The sequence below is a fragment of the Paenibacillus sp. FSL K6-0108 genome, assembly GCF_045040695.1.
Classification (GTDB): Bacteria; Bacillota; Bacilli; order Paenibacillales; family Paenibacillaceae; genus Paenibacillus; species Paenibacillus pabuli_B.
On sequence record NZ_CP150288.1, the window covers coordinates 7,436,077 to 7,452,211 of the forward strand.

The window sequence follows — 16,135 nt, forward strand, 5'->3', positions numbered from 1 at the left end:
GAAATGTTGCTCTTTAATTTTCCGCCCGAAGAGAGCAGCAATTAAAAAAAAGACAATCACCGCTTCAAGTGAAATTGACTTCTACTCTGATTTGTTCTCCAACCTACTTTGTGTTCATAACAAGCGAGTATGTATTAAAAATCCATGAGCGCCTCATATCTTCGGCAGCTTCCTTGCTAATCCGAACAGAGGTCTTTTGCTCGTGTAAACCTTCTGGTGTAGGTACGGAAAACCGCAGCAATTTGGTTATTTTTTTAATTTCATTTGCCACTTCATGATATAACCCATACGTTAACGGCTGATGCTCCCGAATATCCTCGTATATATAATACTTACCTTTCTCATCCTCCTTATGAATTGCGAGCCCTTTGGGAAAAGACACCAAGATAGACGGCAATTCATCCTCCGCCCATTGTCCAAAATACGGAAAGCTAATGCCTTCGTTTTTCAAGAAAAATCCAGACTTCCCCTGATCCAACATACTCAAGATCGAATATACGAAATGAGGAGGGCTCTCCTCTCTGTTCTCTTCTTCCCTAGCAGTGTAAGATTGATAAAATCGGCTATACGCCTGATATACCTGATCAAAATCATACATGGTCTGCGCATGGTTGGGTCTGATCAATTGAACCTGTTTCTGCTCGAAAAGGGCTAGCAGGCTTTTGAACTCTTCAGGCGTAATGAAAAATTTCAGCTTATAAAAACCACTGTTCTTTAATCGTTCCATTCTCTCACCACCAATTGTAAAATGGGGTCTTCTATTTCACCACTATTAGACGAAGACAGCCTTATGTGCGAATTCTCCATTTTGTAAATATGCCGTTCCTCTTATTTGCCTTCCACATATTTTGTAGAGAGATAGTTTTGATCATAACGGATAAGGGGAGCGGTCCACATGGGAGTCATGCCAAAAAGCTCTATCAAAAAGCAGGGAGTTTCTATTATTGCCTGCACGAAACGCCAAAGTTATATAAGAAACCTATTTAAGAACTATAGCCGACAGATCCACGTCAAGAAAGAACTTATCATTATTATCAACAACAATAACATCCCCCTCAAGCCTTATCTCAGTCTAGCGAAAAAGTTCCCAAACGTACACGTATATCGTCTTCCGGAACGTACCTCCCTAGGTGCCTGTCTTAACTACGCGATCAAGAAAACGAGATACAACTATATTGCCAAGTTTGATGATGATGATTACTACGCTCCCTATTATTTGACGGAAAGTTTGCTGACCTTTCAAAGAACCAAAGCCGATGTCATTGGCAAGCGGTCTCATTATATGTATTTACGTGGGTCAAAGACGTTTATTCTTCGTTTTCCACAAGATGAACATCGACCTGTGACTCTAATCCCTGGCGCAACGCTAGTTTTTAAACGCAAGGTGATAAACAAAGTGTCTTTCCCAAATCAAAGCGTCGGTGAGGATGATCTTTTTTGCATTAGAAGCAAACGTAAAGGATACCGCGTTTATTCTGCTGGAAAAAATAATTTTGTCGCGATTCGCAGGAGAAACTCATCCAACCATACATGGATCATTAGCGATAAAGAACTGATCTCTCAGAGCCGAAAAATACCTTCTGTTACGAATTACAAGAAATATGTGCAGAAAAAGCCAAAGGGCTTATTATAATGGTGAACCCAGACCGTTCCCGTGATTTGAATGGAGTTTCTATCATTGTTTGTACCAAACGGCGACAGTGCATGGGCAACCTTTTTCGTAACTACAGCAGACAGAATTACAAGATGAAAGAGCTTATCATCATATTAAATAATAATAATCTGCGTGTGACCGAATATATCCAGGCGGCAAAACAATACAGAAATGTAAGAATAGTTTCTCTGCCGGAACAAGTATCGCTTGGACATTGCCTAAATTATGGAGCTTCATTATCTAATTTCAATCTCATCGCTAAGTTTGATGACGATGATTATTATGCTCCTCTCTATTTGACAGATAGCGTGCATACCCTGTTAAAGACCAGAGCAGATATTGTAGGGAAACGAGCCCACTACATGTACTTGAGCAGCAAAAAACTCCTTCTGCTACGTTACCCTACCAAGGCGAATCAATATGTTCCCCTGGTTCAAGGAGCGACCCTGCTCGTAAAACGACATGTAGTAAGCGAGGTTGGCTTTCCCGACCAAAATCGAGGAGAATGCGTTACGTTTTGTTCGGACAGCCTGGCAAAGGGCTATAAAATTTATTCAGGCGGTTCATCCCATTTCCTTGCGATTCGCAGGAGGAACTCCAAAGATCATACGTGGATCGTAAGCGATAAAGAGCTTTTAACAAGAAATGTTAAAGTGCTGAAAGTGAGAAACCCAAGAAAATTTATATGCCAACCCGATAATCTTATTTAGCAATTACAGATCGATGATTCTGTAGACGGCAGGTTGGATTTCAAAAAAAGAGCAGCATTTCGCTGCTCTTCTCTGTTCTCGATCCCGGTATTCATATGTGATAGACTCAAGCCAAATACTCGGCCATAATCTCCTCGATATCAAACGGGGTAATTCCTTGCTCCACCGAATAGATCGTATCGGCCTGATCCACCGTATCCACCAGTTCACCACGGGCCGTGGCATGGAGCATGAACAAGTCGTAGAGATCCGGTTTACGCAATGTTGTCAGGGCTTTGCCCATCAGGACCATCCCTTTTTGATTACCTTCGACATTATTGTAATAATCCGGGTGTCTGGTCAGCGCCAGATCCGTCCAGATGACCGTACGCTCCACCAAATCCATAATGACGGGAATCGCGATCTGCGTATCTGCCGTGATATCAATCTTGTTCGCCACCGTGGACGGCTCGAAGATCTCGCCGGAACCCGGCTTCTTCCGCATCATCCAGCCTACAAAACACTCTGGCAAATCGCAATATGGATGACTCGTGAAGGAAAGCAGACTCGCCACCACATAACGTCCGCCATAATCAACAATCGACGGAATATGCAGGTCAATGAACTCGCTCGCACCATGAGGCGCTGTTACGATATCCCCGCTGTGAGCGGCCCGGTATTTGGACGAACGCAGATTCGTATAGGAGATATGCTCCACATAGTTCCAGTTCTCATCGTACATCACCGCAGACAGATCAATATCTACGCGCCCCGTTGCTTGACCGTTCACGGCCCCTTCCTTCCACCAGTTGAAGAAACGAATCGTATCTCCCTCTGCCATCGGTACTCGGCTTCCCCGAACAATCGTATGAAGGGCTTTGCTCGCCGATCTTTGGGAAAAGGGAACCAGATAATCACGGAGCCGCGGATCGACATACGTCTTCCCAAGCGAAGGAAGGGCAGCGAAACGCTGCACCAGCGCTTGTTCACACATTTGCACGACATCACGACAAGTGTCATCGTCCATCTCTGGAAGCTGATTCGGAATGGCGAAAGCCTTCGCTACATTGCCTTTCGGAAAAAATACACGCAGATCCTGCGGTTCATGACGCCGGGCAAAATGCTGCTTCACCTGCAACAATACCGGGGTCGATACGTGCTCCAGAATTTCTCCGAACGCCAGCAATACATATTCCTTTTCTGTGGTAGAGCGCAGCAGGTGATCCAGTCTTCTCGCAAATTCACCAGGGCGCTGCTTCAACAGCTCAATCAAACTCCACACATTCTGGTATTGGAAGGCAAGCTCCACAGTTCCGTTAAAGGTCGTAAACGGCTTGTTATTACGCAAAATATCAAAAGCTTCCTCGCATCGCGGGTAGCGCAGCTTATATTCAGATGGATGCAGAATTTCACCCAGACGAATCCAGCGATCCTTATAACGGAGCATGTCTTCCGTAATTGAACCGCACTGCTCCAGAAGACCCAGCAGCAGGCGTCTCTCACGCCGCTTGAATTTACGGAAAGGCGAAGCCAGAGCCAGGCTGACATCGCCGTCCGACCAAGCCACAGCCATACGAAGCACATCCGTTGCCGTTCTGAAATACAGACCGATTCGGTCCATATTGGCCTGTTCGTGCTTCAATAATGAAGCCACCACGAACCCCACATTTTCCTTGAACGGAATCTCGGCTGGCAGCAGCGCATCCACTTCATCCGGTTCCGCATGTTCCAGCACCATATCGATATCGGCTTTGTCTGTCTCTGAGATGGAGCCCTTGGCTTCAATTAGTTGGCTGATGAGTGTCTGGAAGTCTGTCTTACTTCCGAGCCCAATGATTTTCAGGTTTACTTTATCCAGCAGAGGCCCTCTTTCCACGGGCTCATGCTGCGGATATACCAAGGTCAGATAATGAAGGATGGCGTTCAGGTAAAGCTCCACCTCATCTTCCTCCATCACCTGCGTCGGAAAACCAGGGTACATCGGTTTGTAGTCCACATGCGCGCCGACCATGATTCTCAGATCAGCCACAACCTGGGCCACCAATGCTTCAAATGGTTCCTTGGATAACGTTCGCACGGCTTGCATCAACTCATCCGAGAAGGTGTACCCCAGCGTTTCTATATTTTTGAGGGCAGTCGCCAAATAAACCTTCGGCAGCTGTTTCTCCCCTTGTTCTTGCTCGATCATAAGTTTGTTCGCTCTACGCAAATAGATAGTATTGTTCATGATAAAAGAGTCCAGGAAAGCCATATCCCTAATAGCTTGGTCTGATGTAGAAGGAAGGAATATGATAGCCTGGACGCCTCCTCTCTGAATTGAGATCTTCAGGAAAGCGGCGACCCTAAGTTCGCCAATGAAGTTAGAAGGAAGGATCGCCATAGCCTGAAGGCCAAAGGTTCGAAGCTTGTGACCCGAACCTTTGATGAACCCATCATCTCAGATTCCACGATCTCCCAACAGGGCGAAAGTATTACGACTGGTTAAATTAGGGGGAATGCTCTGATAAGCGTCGAATATTGAGAAGAGAGGTCAACAACCGACGTTAAGGAATCTAAACACGATTAAAGGATGGATAAGAAGATGAAGGCAAAACTTCAAACCCTATATAACGAGTATCACAATATAAAGTGGAAAAGAGGGCTAACACCTGTCCATTCCGAGCCTTTTGAATATGGCTTATATGAAGACGATAGCGCAGGCTTATTCCTTTCCGGTCATTCTGAAGAAACCTTTACGAACTGGATGAGCGAGCTCCGTCCAGAAGACCCATACTATGGCAGCAAACCAATGGGGAAGCCCGTCCTCGCTGATGTTTTCAACCAATTGGATGTATACGACGAACAGGTCCTGTATTATCTGCTCTTTACCCTGAATACCACGATGTCCATTCACACACATAATTCCTACAGCGCGATGAATGATTTTATGAAGAACTATAGCTTCTTTCAGCTTGCCCAATTGAATGGACTGTCCAGCTTAAAGGATGAACAGAAGCGCGAGTTGAGAGACTTTTTCTTCTTTTTTTACCTTTATACGCATCCGGTCAATGAGGAAACCCTTTACGCCTGTTCGTTTAGCGGGCAGGACCTTATACATACCAAAACCAATATCAAGCTGGAACACTACTTCTCGACGTTTCACGACTACTACAGTGAAAGGCTAGATTCGTACAGGGAGCAGATCCTCATCACTCCACATGAAATACAAACCTGTAAAAATCTTACACTTGAGCTGCTGCGAATCATCGAGGGTAAATCCACCAAACTGAGCATGCCTTCGGAAGAAGGGTTAGAAGCAGTGTTGGGATTGATCAATGACGTGGATCAGATGCTGCAGATCTACGCGGAAAATAAGACTTTGCTGTTTGATATCATGAGGAACTTTCTAGCTGAACCCCGCATCAGCCCCTATCGCGATCATTGCTTCACACTGCTGCTCCAAAACTATGTTTCGTATATTCTGTATTTTAATTTTGATGAAATTCATGCATTGGTGGATGATTTCAGAGACACGCCAGAATGGTGCGGAATCGTCATTAATAAAATGTTCACGGATGCCATCTTTATTCAGAAGATCATGAGGCAGAGCACTATTAATATCACAGATTATCCCAATGTCATGGAGTTCTTTGACGAGGAAACAAGAAGGTTTTGTCTGTAATAACCTACAATCTGTTTTCATTCAAAAAAAAAGGAACAACAAAAAGCCTTTGCTGACCCCAAATATCAGCAAAGGCTTTTCCCTATTGAATCATTTTACTTATCGATCAGGTTGGTTACTTTCAGCATTCTTGCGATCAATGCCGTAACCTCGGCACGTGTCATTGTTGTCTTAGGACTTAGAACCTCTGGTCCATTACCTTGAATAATTCCGGCTTGAATCATTTGCGCCACGTCCTCTTGAGCCCAAGTCGACACATTAGCTGCATCACTGTAACGTTCCAGTTCAGAATTGATCTGTTCTTGGCTCATTGCCGCTCCTGGTTCAATCAGACGATAGGCCCGAGCGATCATCGCAAATCCCTGTTCACGAGTAATTTCCTGATTTCCGTAGAAGTTACCGTCGTTATAACCGCGAACAATGCCGAATTCATTCGCAAGGGCTACCGCAGAGCGGAACCATGCTGAATCGCTGATGTCAGGAAACATATTGTTTGGTCCATCCTGGCGCATCAAGCCCAGACCGAGCACTACAATCTCGGCAAATTCAGAGCGGGTCACCTGACGGTTTGGTGAGAACGTATTATCTCCGTTGCCTTTCAGATCCAATCGGGCAGCGATGTTGTTCACATCCGTTTTACCCCAATGAGACCTGGCATCTTCAAAGTCCTGCGGGTTCCAGATTACGGAATAGGAACCGCTGCTGCGTAAATCATTGATTAATGCATAGTAACGGCTGTCAATCTTCGTCACGACAGTGGGTACATGATAAACGCTGCCGTCCGAGTTGACGATGACACCTGTAGTTATGCGATTAGGATCAATGCCTTCCGGAAGTGCAATATATTTTGGCGCATATCCATTAAGTTGTCCTGATCTAACCGTTTGTCCATCTTTCGTGAATGTCAGATCCAGATCCACCGGATTGACCAAAAGCTCATAACCTTCAGCTGCAGCCTTGTTTCTTGCGCTGCTGATCAATGCCTCCGAAGAACGTGCAATATCGACATGTACAGCAATATCGTTCATTGGAGCGCTGCCCAGCTGCCTGGATACAGCATTCATGTCCAATTTGCCTCCGGGTACCGGATAGATCGCCAGCGGATTACTGATGTTAAGCTTGGAACCTTGATCTGTCAATTGCTTCAGAGTTTCCAGCGTCAAACCACCCACCTTCATATCACCATCATTTGGCGAATGAATGGCGAACTGTTGTCCTGTACCTTGCAACATCGCAGCATTCAGCTTGGCAGGATCAACTTGAACTAATGTTTGCTTGGAATCAGATGACTTGGAAGCCGCAAACGGCTCATAACTGCCATCCCGGGTTGTTTCCAAATTATCTTTCGGAGGTGCCGGGGTCGGCGTTGGTACTGGCGCAGGTATAGATACCGGTGGGGTTGGCACTGGTGTGCTTCCACTGTTACCTCCGCTGTTGCCTCCGTTATTGCTGTCTGAAGCAGGCATTCTTGTTGCGTTGATTCTATATTTCGTTACATGTCCAAATGAATCTGTAACCTTCACAACGATTGTATTTCCGCCTACTTGAAGTGGGAGATTGTGGCTGGCAGCACCACTGGATACCTCTGTCCATTCACCATCCCCTACCGAAATCTCAATTTTCGCATGGGGATCTAGTGCGGTCGGTGTCAACTGCAATTGATATACACTGTTTGGCACAGTGATGCTGTACGTATCTTTTGCAGAATCAAAGGCCGGAGACAGACTTCCTGTAGATGGAACCAGCGTCTGCAGCACAGACGTATCTTCTTCATCATTCACCAGGGTGAGCCCTGTGCGAGCATTCGTCAGATCCTGTAATGCTTTGTCCACCTGTGCTTGTGTAGCCGTTGTATCATTCAGTACCCGCTCTGCTTCATTCAGCGCTTCATCAAGTGCTGTCCAGCTAGCTGGCGTGTATGCAGATTCATCCAAGTGCTCTTCTTGGATGCCATCATACTTGTTCTGCAAACCCGTTTTATCTACACCAGGATCAGGAGTAAGTTTGGTTAATGCACTTCTTGCACTCGTCAGATCCTGTAATGCCTTGTCCACCTGTGCTTGTGTTGCTGCTGTATCATTCAGTACCCGCTCTGCTTCGTTCAGCGCTTCATCGAGCGCTGCCCAGCTAGCTGGCGTGTACTCCTCTTTATCCAGTTCTCCTGTCTCGATCTTGCCGTTAATCTCATCGGCTTCAGCTTGCAAATTCGCTTTGTCAACAACGACATAATTTTTAGGCGCCGACGCTTCTGAATTTGAATAAGCTGGATTGTTCGTCTTCGCCGTTACGGTCACCGTGTAGCTGCCAGGCGCCAGTGATGGTTCCAACAGAGAAAGGTTAAGTGATGTGCCTTCCACTGGTACTGTGCGCTTCGAGCCGTCTTCCAGTTTAATCGTTACTTCATATTGATCTGCATGTTCTACCGCTTCCCAATTCAACTCATCTCCGGTCAGTGTGACGTCCGGAGTCGTCAGCGGATTAGCAGCAGCTGCAAAGGTGAAATACGAATTGGAATCGAAATTTGAGGTGTTAAGCGTAACTTGCCCATTCTCAATGAGATGGAACGAATCTTGAGCATCAAATTGCTCATCATTGCTAATGACCAAGTATCGAGGCTGCTGGGTCCCGTCTCCTGTCGTATCTAATTGAAGCGTAATCTGCGCTTCATTCCAATTTGATTTTTGTACTTTGTAAAGCCGCTCCATTCGAAGCAGTTTCTCTTCCTCTTTCGTAATTGATGTTTTATATTCGGCATCTGCTCCATTATCACCGAATATAAAGAAAGAAGAATTATTCGCCACATCATTTTTATTCGCAGAGTTTGTATTTTCGACACGGTCGCCCAAAGCCATCGTCAATATGGAGCCCTGCTCCTGTGCTTTGGCTTGTTTTTGTATCAAACCGCTCTGATCATCTCGACCGATGCTCGTAATACGATGGGTATATGCTGCGTTCAACTCTGAATTCCAGATTGTATTCTTGTTTGAATCGACATATGAATTCGGTACGGTCTGATCCATCGTGTAACCGTATTTAATGGCTAAATAGGTACTGACTTTTTGACGTTCTTCATCTGTCAGCGTACGATCATATACAATAATTTCTTCGATCGTCCCCTGCCAATAGCCATCCTTTTTCGTTGCCGGGATAAGCTTGCCGACTACGGCACCATCCGCATTCCCCGTATCCCATGACTTGGCATTATCTTTTCCCCAGCCAGTCAGCTCCTGCACCTGTTTCATTTTACTGTACAATCTGGCTTGGTTAGTTCCTGTGATTCCACCTGTCCAAGTGAGAAATTGCTCGTTCGGGAACGTGGTGCCCAGGAACCCTAGAGGGGTGTACAACGTTTGACTGCTGTCGCTGTTGAAGGTTGTCAAGCCACCTCTTGTTTCATTATGAAGCATTCCCATACCAGAATAAGCACTAGAGTCACTCTTGCCCCACGAAATGATATAATCAATACCTTCAACTCTATTGGTTTTGCTCACGGTAACGATCGATCTTGGACTCTTGCCTTGCGGAAGCTTGCTTACAATCAGATTCATATAACTTTTCGACCCATCAAATGCCAATACCGGATTGAAATTGATATTATGATTTGCATCATCCCAATAGATCGGTTGATTATCTGCCGCCTCTTGCGTTGCGTTATTTCCTTTGCTGCTGCGATCTTTCCAGACACTCACCTTCTCACCGCTGGCAATTCCCATTTGCTCATCTGGCAGCAGCCAGAGTACAGGATTACCCACTCCGCCTGGACCAGCTGTGCCTGCACCATTCACCAGATTGAGTCCTGTCCGGGCACTCGTCAGATCCTGTAACGCCTTGTCCACCTGCGCTTGTGTTGCATTCTCATCATTCAACACTTGTTCTGCTTCGTTCATGGCACCATGTAGTGCAGTCCAGCTCTCAGGCGTATATAATGACTCTTCCAGATTCTCACCTGTAATTTCATCATACTTGCCTTGTAGTGCCGACTTATCTACCACAATAATATCCTTGCGTATCGGTTGAGCCGAGATCCCATTGTTCGTTGCAGTCACCTTCAATGTATAATCTCCAGGAGGCAATGCAGAAGAGGGTGTAAATTCCCATGCCCCATCGGGCCCAACAGTAGCTTCTCCAACTACATTTTTGGACGAGTCAGATTTATCCACTATGGTAATCGTTACCGTAGCCCCAGCTGTAACGGAACCGATCAACGTAGGTTTTGTACCCACAGTAGAAAGATCCGCAGGAGAATTCAGTTCCAAATGGACTGGCAAGCGATATGTCAAAATAACTTTATTTGCATCACTGTCATATGCAATCGCCGCTGTCGTATTGATATCGGAGACAAAATAGGATTGATCAGCTTGCTGAGCAGTATAACCGCTCCCACCAATCGCAATATCAACAACTGGATTCTGCTCGTCATCAGGCATAATATTAGCGTACACACCAACCTTTGCACCCGTCTGCAAAGCGCTAACCAATGTCAGGTATGCACTGCCCATGGCTGACGTATTTTTCAAGTACACATTACGCTGTTCTCCCTTGGTATTCAGGTTATCGTATACAAAGGCTGTGCCACCAAAGTCGAACCGAGCATCGGCAGCGCTACCGCGCATGTATACAGCAACATTACCGATGGTTTGCCCATTCTCATCCACTCCGTTACCCGATAAAATATTTCCCGTAATTTGCCCGCCTGTCATGATGAACTTGGGTTTTCCAGAAGACCCAACACCAACGATAACACCATTACCATTTGCGAAAATTTCATTTTCTGTAATGGTTCCATCTTGAATCTCGACAACGCCTCCGCTGCCTGCACCAAGGAGGGAAGGAGGATTGTTTGCCACTGTTCCCGTAATCCGGTTGTGATAAATCCGGCTGTCATCCTGAATGACGACCGTTCCGCCAAGTGCTGAGATGACACTTGCCGTACTTGAACCTCCTGCTTTGACATAATGATTTCGAACCTCGGCATTTTTAAATATGACTTTGCCACCTGTTACCCGCATACCATAGATTGCCGCATTGGTGTCAACATGATTGCCGTCTATGTCCACTTTCTCAAACGTAATATTACCGCTAGACACCCGGATCAGATCTCCACTCGTAAACGCCTCACCTCGAAGAATAGAATACCTGTTGCCTTCGGCAGACGTGATGGTCACTGTTTTTCCTGAAGCAGCAACCGTCCACATCTCATTTAAGGTAAGATCGCTCAGAAGAACGATGGTTCCTGAACCTGTAATTTCAGTGAGAGCTTTATTCAAGGTGGCAAATGGTGCCTCCTCCGTTCCCTCTTGATCGTCACTACCGATCGATGATACATAAAACACACCATCTGCTGCCATAGCAATAGGCACTGGCGAGAACGCAGATGTGGTCACAATCACAAGTGCCATTATCGATATCAACATTGCTTTAATTATTCTCAATGACTGAACACCTCTCCTTTTGTTTACTATTCATCTTATTGTTCGAATGGAATAAACTTCTGGTGAAATTTATCCCTGTTGAATTGATCCATTTTTGTTTAATGAATGTACCTCCTTATCTACATTTTTATGGCCTTACAATTTACCTTGTACTCGGTTGTGGCATCACACCACACATCATGCTTATTCTACACAAAGCCTCTTACCAAACTCTTACCAAGCAACTGATTACCCGCAGCAAAAGAAAAAACAGCCTCACAGGTGAGGCTGCAGGGCTGTCCATTTATATTAAAGATTTGATTTTTTCCACTGCTGATACCACAACTCAACTTCCAAGCCAGGATTTATACCGGCCTCCTGTCGCAACGCAGCAGCCAACTGATTATATTGGGTAACTACTGGATCTTTATTGCCTAATCGGTCATATGTTTTCATTAAAGACAGGCCGACCTCCTCCAAGATCGGATCAAATTGCTGTATTCGGTGATATACCGTCAGTGCCTCCGTATCCAGCCCCATCCCAATGTAATATTGGGCGAGCTGCATAGCATGGTTAAGCCATAACGTATGCAAGCGCTGGCGCTCAAGCTCAGCCCATGCGTAGTCGTCCTCGCCAAAATATCTGCCCTCATATTGATCTGAGACCTTGCGATGTTCGGCAACTGTAGAGGAGGATAATACAGACAATTGATTAAGACGGCTTTCCCATTCTTCCGCGTCAATTCGGAAATCGCCCGTTTCCAGTATGTATCCAAACTGTTGATAGCGAATGGATATCTTGTTCTCGCCCATGAATTCGTTCATCATGCTACGCAAGCGATGGATACCGCTGTGAAGATTGGAAATGCCCCTCTTCTCATCCAGCTCTGGCCATAACAATTCAAGTAATGAATCCCGCTTGATCGACTTGTTCCGATGGTGAAGCAAATAGGCAAATAATTCTCTAATTTTGGTTGTTCTGAATTTCAGGTGTATCGGGGCCTCGTTTGGATGAAGCTGCAACTGAAGCATTCCCATACATCGGATCAACATGGACGGCTCTTCTACGGAGTTCGGACTCGCTGGCATGGTTCGGCGTTGATACATCTTCATCGTTTTTCCCAAACGGTCCCGTGTAACGGGCTTCATGATATAGTCCAGCACTTCAAGCCCGTAAGCCGTTAGTGCATGTTCGTTATATGCTGTCGTAAATATAACCTCTGTTCCAGGAGAAACCTCATGAATGCGTTCAGTTGCCTGGATCCCGTTCATCCCCGGCATGTGAACATCCATGAAGACGATTTCCGGCTGATGACGTTCGATATGATCCATGGCCTCTTCTGCCGCCAGAAAAGAGCCAATGACTTCGCAATCCTCTCGCTCCAGCAGAAGTTTGTTTAACCTGCTCAGAGCGAGGTATTCATCATCTACCAAAATCATTCTCATAAATCTCAACTCCTCCGGCTCACTGGTCTTCCTCTAAACAGTAATTTTACCATAATTCCAAGTGTTGAAACGCTATCAATTAGATAAAAGGTCTATGTTCCGGCCTTGAATAAAATGTTCTTCATTTTGATCCAACGTGCAGGAATATGGCGTATGATGTCGAAAACTAGTTTTTGCCATGAAACCAATAACCTATAAAAAGATACCCCGATATGTCGTGCTGTCCATTCTATTCCTTACCTTCTTAATCGGATTCCGCTGGATATGGTCCGAGTCTTTCTCCATACCCGAACATCCTGCACCGGCTCAGGGTGTGCTTGATCTTCGAGGATGGGATCTTGCTAACGCCTCACCAATATCTCTTGATGGCGAGTGGCAATTTTACCCTAATGCCTTAATCTCTAATCGTGAAGCAAAAGTAGTAAACCAGCCTTCGAGATGGATTCAAGTACCTGGAGATTGGCGCAGTGCGTTACCACCATTTTCATCATCATTCGGGTATGGAACGTACCGTATTCGCATTCTTCTGGACCCATCGGTTGAGGAAGTCAGCCTCTGGGCACAGAAAATCCAGGCTTCATCCATTGTAGAAATCAACGGTACCATCGTAGCCGAATTCGGTCATCCCGCGACCCATGCCGAGGCCTATCGCCCAGAAAGGACTGCGTTTACTACGTCCTATGCCCTTAATGGGGCCAAGGAGATTGATCTTCTTGTGCAAACAGCCAATTTTGATGATCCTACTAGCGGGGGGATTACACGCTCCCTGTACTTCGGTTCTCCAGAGGCAATCGCAAGCGAACGGGGAATTTCAATCGATTTACAGAAAATTACCTTTGCCATACTGCTGCTGCATAGCTTGTATGCTTGTGTAATGTTCTTTTTTAATCGTAAACAACGTGCGCTGCTCACGTTTTCCCTGTTAACCCTGGCAGCAGCACTCACGGTTGCCTCCGATCATGATAGTCTTTTATTAAACTGGATTCCGCTCAACTTCTCTTGGATGGTCAAGGCCAAAGCGATATCCTATCCCTTGTTTTCATTCTTCATGCTTCTCATGGCCAGAAGTTTCTCACACAGTTTGCGAGGTCGCAGACTTTTCCGGGTCTATGCCAGTACCCTCGGTGTCTACTTTGTATTTCTGCTGATCGCACCAGTGAACCGGATTTACCAAGTCCTTGAGTCCGGCGTCTCAGATTTCCTTTATCTGTTCGCTGTTTCCTGGTCTGTGTACCTGTTCTTCAGAATGGCGGTTAGAAAACAAAGTGATGCCAGCTTCTTGCTATTCGCAGCAACCGGTAGTTTCTCCAGTGTGCTGTGGGGATTCGTAAACTCACATAATGAGATTACCAATGTGTATTATCCAATTGATGTCATCGCGGCCATATTTGGCTTCTCGACCTATTGGTTCAAAAAGTACTTTCGTAATTCCAGTGAGATCGAGAAGCTGTACGAACAGCTCAAAGAGGAAGATCGGCAGAAGGATCAGTTTCTTGTCAATACGGCACATGAGTTGCGTACACCTTTGCATGGCATCATTAACATTGCCGAGAGCATCGCGGTACGTGAACGGCGTGGATCAGGAGAGCCGCATACAGAAGAGATGAAACTGTTAATTACGATTGGCAGACGAATGTCCCAACTGGTTGACGACCTGCTTGACGTGATTCGCTTAAAGGAAAAACGTATTAACCTTCAGAAAAAACCATTGTCCCTTGCATCCGTCATCCCTGGCGTTATTGGAATGTTCAGATTTATGGCAGAGGGCAGACCTATCCAAATGAACGTGGATATCCCTGAATCGCTCCCCCTTGTTCAGGCTGATGAGAGAAGACTGGTTCAGATCCTCTACAATCTGCTGCATAATGCTCTGAAATTTACCGAAGAAGGCACCATAACCGTTTCTGTACGCAAGCGGGGGGAGTGCCTCGTGATTCAGGTATCCGATTCCGGTGTTGGGATCAGCGAGGAGATGCAAAAACGCATATTCGATGCATATGAACAAGGTACCCCGCAGGCTCGATTGAGTGGAGGGATCGGCCTGGGATTAAGTATATGCAAGCAGCTCACTGAACTCCATGGCGGCCATCTAACGGTCCAATCTGTCCCCGGGCAAGGCTCGACCTTTCAAGTCTCACTCCCATTGGGAGATACTGCATCACTGCCTGAACAGACTGAGCAGCGCTGGGATCGTCATAGCTTCGAGGAAGTCGCAGTTGCAGAGCAACAACCCACTTCTCAGGAACCGGTTGTTGCCCATATTCTCGCCGTGGATGATGACCCTGTGAACCTGCGAGTACTTATATCCATGCTTTCGAGCGAGCCTTACCAGATTCAAACAGCGGCTTCAGCACGTGAAGCCCTTCAATTACTGGATTCCAGGCCGTGGGACCTGCTTATTGCCGATGTCATGATGCCCCAGATGTCCGGATACGAGTTGACTCAGAAAGTACGAGAGCGATTTTCCGTTTCAGAGCTTCCAATACTGTTGCTCACGGCCCGTAGTGAACCATCGGATATCTATGCGGGATTCCTGGCAGGAGCAACCGATTATATCGCCAAACCCGTCGACGCAATTGAGATGAGACATCGCATCCGATCACTGGCCGTCCTGAAACAGTCCATCGATGAAAGACTGCGGATGGAAGCTGCCTATTTGCAGGCGCAGATCCAACCCCATTTTCTATTCAATACGCTGAATTCCATCATGGCACTCAGTGACTTGGATACCGAGAGAATGCAGAAGTTAGGGGATGCCTTCATTCATTACCTGCAGACCAGCTTCCATTTCCTTAACGCAGAGAAAACGGTGGATATTGCTCATGAGATCGATCTCGCACAGACCTATGTGTACATTGAGAAAGAACGCTTCCCAGATAGACTGGAAGTGCTCTGGGATATCCCTCAGAACCTGAGCTTATCCATTCCTCCGTTAACCATTCAGCCGCTTATCGAGAATGCGGTGAGACACGGTGTTCTTAGCAAGCGCACGGGCGGAACCGTACAGATCCGGATTATTGAACAAGATGATCGAGCTATTATAGAGGTACAGGATGACGGCGTGGGAATGGATCAAGATCAGATCGAGAGCGCACTCGAATGGCCTAAGAAGAAGCCCCGAGGGTCCGGAGGCATTGGATTAACCAATACGCATCGCCGGCTTACTCAGATTTACGGGCAAGGCTTGGCCATAACAAGCACACCCGGTAAGGGTACTATAGCTTCCTTCGTTATCCCCGCTAATCGTACAGGGACCAAGGCTACCATCTGACCT

8 protein-coding genes are annotated in these 16,135 nt (G+C 46.2%); 4 read left to right on the forward strand and 4 right to left on the reverse strand.

What is annotated here, in order from left to right; genetic code table 11:
- Nucleotides 1–103: 103 nt before the first annotated feature.
- Nucleotides 104–727 (reverse strand): hypothetical protein, encoded by a 624-nt coding sequence (locus MHB49_RS33600; protein ID WP_405154519.1) that lies wholly within the window; start codon nucleotides 725–727, stop codon nucleotides 104–106.
- 168 nt (nucleotides 728–895) lie between these two features.
- Between MHB49_RS33600 and MHB49_RS33605 the strand changes: the two genes are divergently transcribed.
- Together MHB49_RS33605 and MHB49_RS33610 are read left to right on the forward strand one after the other, a co-directional pair.
- Nucleotides 896–1,633 carry a glycosyltransferase gene (locus MHB49_RS33605; protein ID WP_405154520.1) on the forward strand — a complete coding sequence of 246 codons (738 nt, stop codon included), beginning with the start codon at nucleotides 896–898 and terminating at the stop codon, nucleotides 1,631–1,633.
- Nucleotides 1,633–2,364: a glycosyltransferase gene (locus tag MHB49_RS33610; protein WP_405154521.1), complete on the forward strand. Its 732-nt coding sequence runs from the start codon at nucleotides 1,633–1,635 to the stop codon at nucleotides 2,362–2,364. Before MHB49_RS33605 ends, MHB49_RS33610 begins: the two co-directional genes overlap by 1 nt.
- A gap of 106 nt (nucleotides 2,365–2,470) precedes the next feature.
- Here the strand turns inward: MHB49_RS33610 and MHB49_RS33615 are convergent, their stop codons facing one another.
- Nucleotides 2,471–4,570 (reverse strand): TerD family protein, encoded by a 2,100-nt coding sequence (locus tag MHB49_RS33615; protein ID WP_405154522.1) that lies wholly within the window; start codon nucleotides 4,568–4,570, stop codon nucleotides 2,471–2,473.
- 354 nt (nucleotides 4,571–4,924) lie between these two features.
- Between MHB49_RS33615 and MHB49_RS33620 the strand changes: the two genes are divergently transcribed.
- Nucleotides 4,925–6,004: a hypothetical protein gene (locus MHB49_RS33620; RefSeq protein ID WP_405154523.1), complete on the forward strand. Its 1,080-nt coding sequence runs from the start codon at nucleotides 4,925–4,927 to the stop codon at nucleotides 6,002–6,004.
- Between the two features lie 95 nt (nucleotides 6,005–6,099).
- Here MHB49_RS33620 and MHB49_RS33625 read toward each other — a convergent pair whose 3' ends face one another.
- Both MHB49_RS33625 and MHB49_RS33630 read right to left on the reverse strand, forming a co-directional pair.
- A complete protein-coding gene (locus MHB49_RS33625) occupies nucleotides 6,100–11,403 on the reverse strand; it encodes an S-layer homology domain-containing protein (protein ID WP_405154524.1) in 5,304 nt (1,767 codons plus the stop codon).
- A gap of 321 nt (nucleotides 11,404–11,724) precedes the next feature.
- Complete coding sequence (locus tag MHB49_RS33630) at nucleotides 11,725–12,861, reverse strand: response regulator (protein WP_405154525.1); 1,137 nt, start codon at nucleotides 12,859–12,861, stop codon at nucleotides 11,725–11,727.
- 178 nt (nucleotides 12,862–13,039) lie between these two features.
- Here MHB49_RS33630 and MHB49_RS33635 point away from each other — a divergent pair, with 178 nt between their 5' ends.
- Entirely contained in the window at nucleotides 13,040–16,132 is a 3,093-nt protein-coding gene (locus MHB49_RS33635; protein WP_405154526.1) for an ATP-binding protein, read from the forward strand.
- The last annotated feature ends 3 nt before the right edge of the window (nucleotides 16,133–16,135 follow it).